We start from the raw sequence: 6,850 nt of genomic DNA, 5'->3' as shown, positions 1-6,850 counted from the left end.
TGTTTGAACTCGCGGCTGAACATCCTTCTTGTCATGTAGATTCTCCAGTTTCATTAACACCTTATCTCGGTGTCCACGAAACCGGCAGCAGCTCACGTTTAGCGCCTCAACGCAGAGTTGGAGCGTTAATCAATCGGTCCCGGGGGGGCGATTGTAGTGAACAACGACTTCTAGCGTGTTCGATATCCGCCAGAGCAGAACCTCGCGGGTGTGCCAGTCTATAATGGTGACCAGATACAGGGATGAGCCATCGAGGCGCCATCGATTCGAGCCCGATGGCGAATGCGGCGTATCCATTGTCCGGCAGGCGATTTGCAACGCAAATCTGCCGAGAGGAGGCAGATAAGTAATGTCCAAGCACCAGACCTGGTTCGGACGATCCACCCGCAGACCTCTCAACAGGTAGGGATAGGTCTTGTGCCCTTTCGCCGGCCTGCTTGGTATTGGGCATTTGATAGATCGGCATCAACCCCATCAGGCGCATCAGCCGGTGTATCCGTTTCTGGTTCACAAAATGGTCGATCCGCCGCATCAGATCGGGGTTCTGCTCGGTCTTTTGACAAGGCCATCTAAACCCTATGACATTCGAGGAGAGAGCTATGAAAGCTTAAGCTGCCAGTCCACGAAACCGGCAGCAAGCCAAAGAACATCGCCAGCATGAGTGCCTACAAGACCGGCCGTCGCGCCATCATGCGTTTCACATAGCGCCCGACATCACATTCTTCGGTCATGCCGATGCCACCGTGCAGCTGGATCGCCTCTTCGCCGAGACTCTGTCCAAGATCGCACGCCCGAGTCCAGGCCGCCGTCGCCAATCGCATCGCGTCAGACCGTTCTCCGGTCGCGGCCATGGCGGCGGCCAGAACAAGCGCCTCCGTCTCGTCACAGGCGATGAACATGTCGACGAGACGATGCTGCAACGCCTGAAACCCGCTCAAGGGCCGCCCGAACTGATGCCGTGTCCGGCAATAGTCCAGCGTCATGGCAAAGGCTTTCTCCATGGCGCCCAAACGATCCGCCGCGGCGACCACATGGGCGGCAGTCCGCAGACGGTCGGTGAGGTCTTTGGACAAAGCCTGCCCCGACGCCTCGGACAGCCGGATCGACACCGTCTGTTCCCCGTCGACGGACTTCTTTTCCACCCCCGTCATCTCGGGCTGTTCCTGCCAGAGCACGCGGGTCCCCTCCTCTGTCAGCACCAGCAACAGATCGACGGGCAAAGCCGCGGGCAGAACGACCCGGTTTTTCGCATCGGCAACCGCAACAACGACCCTCAACGTGCCCGTCAGAAAGCCTTCGAGCGCCTGCACCGCACGCGGCTCTTTCAGCGACAGTCCCGTCAGCAACAGGGCCGGGAGCACCGCCTCCCGCGCCCAGTCCACAGGCGACAACATCCCTCCTAGGCTGCGCGCCACAAGAACCGGCCCGTTGAGCCCAAGATCGAAGCCCCCAAGCTCTTCAGACACAGAGGCGATGTGCCAGCCCATGTCGACGCAGTGTTGCCAATGCGTGCCGGTCTCTGAGGGCGCGGTCATCGCGAACCGATCCAGAGTGTCGCAGAGCATGCGCTCGGTGTCATTCAGTTCAAAATCCATCATTCTACCCCTTCAAATCCCCAATACGACCTTGGCCATCACATTGCGCTGAATCTCGTTCGATCCGCCCCAGATGGTCAGCTTGCGCAGGTTGAGCCAATTGCTTTCGGCGTTCTGCAAAACCTCCGGTTTCTCGTCCCCCCAATCACGCGCCATGTCGAGACGAAGTTTCGAAATCGCCTGCGTGATCTCCGTGCCGCGAATTTTCAGCGCCGATGTGCGTGGCCCCGGATTGCCCCCGGCATTCATCGCCGACAGCAGACGCAATTCGAGATATTCCAGCGCCAGAAGTTCCGTATCGAGCGCCTCGATCCGTGCGGTGAACCCGCCCCGGTCCAGCGCCCGAAGCGCCGTGAGATCGCGCCGCGACCGAGCCGCCCCCGACATGATGAAACGTTCGTGTTCAAGAAGCACCTTGGCATAGGTCCAGCCCTGCCCTTCGCCCCCGATACGGTTCTCGACAGGCACCCGCACATTGTCTAGGAACACCTCGTTGATTTCGGTGTCACCGTCGATGGTACGGATCGGACGCACCGTGATGCCGGCGCTTTTCATGTCGATCAACAGGAAGCTGATACCCGCCTGCGGTTTGACCGTCAGGTCGGTTTTGACCAGACAAAACATCCAGTCCGCCCATTGCGCCCAGGTCGTCCAGGTCTTTTGACCGTTGACGACGTAACTGTCGCCGTCCAGCACCGCCGTGGTGCGCAGGCTGGCAAGATCGGAGCCCGCACCCGGTTCGGAATAACCCTGACACCACCAGGTCCGGTTTTCACGGATCGGCGGCAGGAAGCGCTGTTTCTGCTCCTCCGAGCCATAGGTGTAGAGGATCGGACCGACCATCGTGATGCCGAATTGCACCGGCGGCGGCGCATAGAGCGCCCCATAGGCCTGTTCGAACAGATAGCGCTGGGTCGGGGTCAGCCCCGGCCCACCGAATTCGGTGGGCCACCCGGCCGCCAGCCAGTTCTCTGCCGCCAACACCTCCTGCCAGCGCAGCATCTCCTCTTTCGAGGGCGGCTGGTTGGTGCGAATAGTGGCCGCGATATCCTCGGGCAGAGCGCCGGACAACCTGTCCTTTACGCGCGCGAAAAAAGCCCGATCCTCGGGGGAAAAGTCAAGATTCATGGAAGTCTCCTGATAGGTAATTCAGATGTCCAGAGCGGCCCGGAGCGCCTCATCCGCCCCAAGGCGCGGGGCCGGGTTTTGCTCACCGCGCGGGCAGCCGACGAATTGCACCGGTTGCTCCGGCAAATCGAGCGGGCCTGCTGCCGTCTCGACCTGACGTGAGAGCAGATCGCGCACCACGACCTGCGGGCTGGCGGCGGCGTCGGCCATGTTCCAGATCGGCGCGGCGGGAATGCCGTTGGCTTCGAAGAGATCAATCACCTCCGCAACCGGTTTGTCGGCGCTCCAGCCCTCGATGATGGCGCGCAAATCGCCCTCATGCGCGCGGCGTTTCTGATCGTCGGCAAACCGCGTATCGGCGGGCAGATCGGGCAGCCCCATCGCCTCGGACAGTCGCGCAAAAAGCGGCGCATTGGCGACGGCGAGCACGAAATGCCCGTCCTGTGCCTGAAACGCGCCAAAGGGGGCGGACAGGGGATGCGTCGATCCGGTGCGCTCCGGCGCCGTGCCGGTGGTTTGGAATTGCGCCAATGCAGTCGGCAGGAGCGAGAACAGACAGTCGAACATGGCGACGTCGATCTGCCCGCCCTGCCCCGTGCGTTCCCGCCGGAACAAAGCTGCACAGATCGCCCAGGCGGCATAAATGCCGGGCACCGTGTCGCCGATCGAATCCCCCGCCAGAACGGGCGGGCGCCCCGGCTCGCCGGTGAGGCTCATGAACCCGCTCATCGCCTGCGCCACCACATCATAGGCTGGGCGTTTGGTCAGAGGACCCTCCTGCCCGAAGCCGGAAATCGCGCAATGGATCAAATCTTGGCGCACCACGCGCAGTGTGTCGTAATCCACGCCCAGACGCGACGCGACGCCGGGGCGGAAATTTTCGACCACCACATCGCAGGACGCCACCAGCTCCATGATCACCTTCCGCGCCTCCGGGGATTTCAGATCGAGGCACAGGCTTTTCTTGTTGCGGTTGATCAGTTCGAAACTAACGGACTGCCCATCGCGCATCGCCCCCATGTGGCGTTGATCGTCGCCGGTCGGGCTTTCGATCTTGATCACCTCGGCGCCGATATCGGCCAGCATGGCGGTGCAAAACGGCCCGGAAAGCACACGAGTGAAATCGAGGATACGGACCCCCTCCAGAGGGCGGTTGATCGTCTGTGTCATCACAGCCTCCTTTACACCAGAACCAGCATCAGCCCGGGGAACAGCAAAAAGATCAGGATGCGGATCAGATCGACAGCCACGAAGGGCGTTATGCCACGATAGATATCCTTGATCGCAAGGTCAGGCCGCATGCCGTTCAGCACGAAAATATTGATCCCGACGGGGGGCGTGATCATGCCGATCTCGATGATCATCACGTTCATGATGCCCCACCACACGGGATCGAAGCCGAGTTGACCGACCACGAGCGGAAAGACGAAAGGCATCGTCAGGATCATCGCTGCCATCGCATCGAACACGCAGCCGAGGGCGAGATAGAGCAGGATCACCACCGAAATGATCACCATCGGCGGAAGATCGAGCCCCCCGACCCAGGCCACGGTGGCCGCAGGCAGACCGGAGAGCGTCAGGAAGCTTTTGTAGATCTCCGCACCGATCAGGATCAGGTAGATCATGCCGATATTCGACGCCGCCCGAATGAGGGTCGCGGCAAAGTTTTCCCGCGTCAGCTTTTTGCGCAACAGGCTCGCCGCGAGCACCAGAAGGACGCCGATGGCCGCACCTTCCGTGACAGTAAAGATGCCACTGTAAATCCCGCCCAGCATGACACCGGCGACAAGCAAGGTCAGCCTCGCCTGTGTCGTGGCACGCACTCGCTCGCCCCAGTTGGCGCGCGGCGCAGGCTGACCATCGCCGGGGTGGCGCATCAGGAACAGCCGAATGGCGAGAAAATAGAGCGCAATCGCGACCAGACCGGGAATGACCGCCGCGCGAAACAGATCGAGCACGCTTTGCTGGGTCAGGATGGCGTAGACGACCATGATCACCGAAGGCGGGATCAGCGAGCCGAGCGTGCCGCCCCCGGCGATGGAGCCCGCGATAAGCGCATCGGAATAACCGCGGCGGCGCATTTCAGGCAGGGCCACCTGCACCATGGTCGCGGTGGTTGCCACGGAGGAGCCGCAGATCGCGCCAAAGATCGCGCTGGTGCCCACGGTGGTGATCGCAAGACCACCCCGCAGATGACCGCCCCAGGCATAGGCCAGCCGGTAGATTTCTGTCGAAAGCCCGGAGACGATGGCGAAACCGCCCATCAGAATGAACAGCGGAATAACGATCAGATCCTGAGACGACAGGGCTTGCACGGTCGAGGTGCCAAAGAGCGAAAACACAGAAGCCAGCGGGTCGAGCACCAAGGTGCCGATGACACCGACAAGCGCCATGGCGGTCGCGATCGGAACATTAAGGAGGATCACGCCGAGAAGGCACAGAAGTCCGAGACCTCCAATGAGAATGGGGGACATGACTTACTCCAGATCAGAAATGGGTTGCGGGAGGGGCTCGGGTTCGTGACTGGCACAGGCCCGCAAAACCTGTCTGAGGCTGATGATCGCCTGAATGCCCACGGCCACCCACAGACAGAAGCAGGCCACGGCCCAGGCATGCCAGCGCGGCAGTTCCATGAGCCAGGTGGTTTCGCCACTGCGCCAGAGATCGAGGGTGTAGCCCGTGACCCACCATGCCATGAGCGCGAACATGGCGGACAGGCAGAGGGAGCCCATGGCCTCGAAGCCTTCACGCAGACGCCAGGACAGAGTTTGCGTGACGAAGCGCACAGTGATGGCGGAGCGGGTCGAGACCATCGCCGGAAAACAGGCGGCCACGGCCACGATGCCCAGGGGGGCGTAGAGATCGCTGATCCCATCCAAACCGAGATCGAACAAGGCGTCATCCAGCCAGGGCCAGACATCTCTGAGCGCCAGCATGGCTTCGGAGCGCAGCGCCACTTCGAACAACACCAGCCCCGTCACCGCCAGCAAGGCGGTGAGGCCGATGACGGCAATTGCATTTGCCAGTTTCAACATGACCTCACCTCTTGTGGTTTACTGGCCGAGTGCCGTGCGCGCAGCTTCGAGAATGCCGGCGTTTTCCGGGGCTTTCTCGACCCATTTATCGGTGACCTGCGACAGGACCTTATCGGCACGCGCCAAATCGTCGTCGCTCAGGGTGACGAAATGATGCGCTTCGGAAGCCTCCAGCCGGGCCACGACATCCTGTGTCTGCTTGTCCATATTGCCACCCAGAACTGTGGTGTACCAATCGCCCTTCACGCTGTCGATTGCGGCTTGAGAGGCGGGCGGAAGCGTGTCGTATTTCGCTTTGGACAGGCCGAACAGCACGGCAAAGGAGCCAAGCGGCAGATTGGTGACGTGATAGGTCAAAAGATCTCCGACCCCGAAGTTATAGAGGTTCCCGGTGTCGACCAAAGCGCCGTCGATCAGGCCTCGGCTGACGTTTTCCGCCATCGCGGTGGCCGGGATGTTGGAGACCGGCACGGCGCCGAGGCGGCTGACGATCTGGGCCTGTGTCTGCCCCGAAACGCGCAGCTTCTTGCCGCGCAGATCGTCCAAGCTGCTGATCTCATCCTTGGTATGGATATAGTAGGGACCGGATTGCAACATGCCCAGAGCGATCAGATCGTCCATGCCGCCGATCAACCCTTGGTCGATCAGGGCAATGCTCGCCAGCGCGCCATCGGAATTGCTCTGCGCCATGTTCGGCAATTCGAAGACATCGAGCCCGGTGACCCGGCCCGGCGTGTAGGGCAGCGGAATCTCCGCGATATCGGCCACCCCGTCGAGCACTAGTTTCATCTGCACCTCACCGCCGGACACCAAAGAGCCGCCGGGGTAAAGCTCGACTTTCAACGCGCCGTCCGTCAACTCGTCCAGACGTGCAGCCAGAGCGGGGGCCGACAAGGCGTTGTTGACCGTCGTCGCCGGAAGGAAGGACGAGTATTTGAGCGTCACGCTCTCCTGTGCAAAGGCCGGAGCAGCCAGAAAGACGGTCGCAGCGAGAAGTGATTTCAGTTGTTTCATGATGGTTTCCCTGTTGTTGAGAGGTCTTTAAAGTTTTTTTAAGAGGACCGGGAGCCACACAGCTGTCGCTCCCGGCAG

At 61.2% G+C, this 6,850-nt stretch carries 6 protein-coding genes and 1 pseudogene; all 7 read right to left on the bottom strand.

The window, feature by feature from the left end; genetic code table 11:
- Nucleotides 1–335: 335 nt before the first annotated feature.
- A pseudogene (locus C8N42_RS22230) lies at nt 336–511 on the bottom strand (IS3 family transposase); the annotation flags it as partial.
- A gap of 154 nt (nt 512–665) precedes the next feature.
- Nucleotides 666–1,598: an acyl-CoA dehydrogenase family protein gene (locus tag C8N42_RS18920; protein WP_107818042.1), complete on the bottom strand. Its 933-nt coding sequence runs from the start codon at nt 1,596–1,598 to the stop codon at nt 666–668.
- Nucleotides 1,599–1,607: 9 nt separating this feature from the next.
- Entirely contained in the window at nt 1,608–2,723 is a 1,116-nt protein-coding gene (locus C8N42_RS18915; protein ID WP_107818041.1) for an acyl-CoA dehydrogenase family protein, read from the bottom strand.
- 21 nt (nt 2,724–2,744) lie between these two features.
- On the bottom strand, nt 2,745–3,893 hold the full coding sequence (locus C8N42_RS18910) for a CaiB/BaiF CoA transferase family protein (RefSeq protein WP_107818040.1): 1,149 nt from the start codon (nt 3,891–3,893) through the stop codon (nt 2,745–2,747).
- An 11-nt stretch (nt 3,894–3,904) separates the two neighbouring features.
- Entirely contained in the window at nt 3,905–5,197 is a 1,293-nt protein-coding gene (locus C8N42_RS18905) for a TRAP transporter large permease (RefSeq protein WP_107818039.1), read from the bottom strand.
- Between the two features lie 3 nt (nt 5,198–5,200).
- Complete coding sequence (locus C8N42_RS18900; protein WP_107818038.1) at nt 5,201–5,758, bottom strand: TRAP transporter small permease; 558 nt, start codon at nt 5,756–5,758, stop codon at nt 5,201–5,203.
- 18 nt (nt 5,759–5,776) lie between these two features.
- Complete coding sequence (gene dctP / locus C8N42_RS18895) at nt 5,777–6,772, bottom strand: TRAP transporter substrate-binding protein DctP (protein WP_107818037.1); 996 nt, start codon at nt 6,770–6,772, stop codon at nt 5,777–5,779.
- Between the last annotated feature and the right edge of the window lie 78 nt (nt 6,773–6,850).

Origin of the sequence: Celeribacter persicus (assembly GCF_003050785.1) — a bacterium.
Taxonomy (GTDB): domain Bacteria; phylum Pseudomonadota; class Alphaproteobacteria; order Rhodobacterales; family Rhodobacteraceae; genus Celeribacter; species Celeribacter persicus.
This window is presented reverse-complemented; position numbering and strand designations above follow the sequence as displayed.

Bases quoted from the DNA above. Each gene is read 5' to 3' on its own strand.
- C8N42_RS18920 (WP_107818042.1), bottom strand. From the start codon at position 1,598: ATGATGGATTTTGAACTGAATGACACCGAGCGCATGCTCTGCGACACT.
- C8N42_RS18915 (WP_107818041.1), bottom strand. From the start codon at position 2,723: ATGAATCTTGACTTTTCCCCCGAGGATCGGGCTTTTTTCGCGCGCGTA.
- C8N42_RS18910 (WP_107818040.1), bottom strand. From the start codon at position 3,893: ATGACACAGACGATCAACCGCCCTCTGGAGGGGGTCCGTATCCTCGAT.
- C8N42_RS18905 (WP_107818039.1), bottom strand. From the start codon at position 5,197: ATGTCCCCCATTCTCATTGGAGGTCTCGGACTTCTGTGCCTTCTCGGC.
- C8N42_RS18900 (WP_107818038.1), bottom strand. From the start codon at position 5,758: ATGTTGAAACTGGCAAATGCAATTGCCGTCATCGGCCTCACCGCCTTG.
- dctP (WP_107818037.1), bottom strand. From the start codon at position 6,772: ATGAAACAACTGAAATCACTTCTCGCTGCGACCGTCTTTCTGGCTGCT.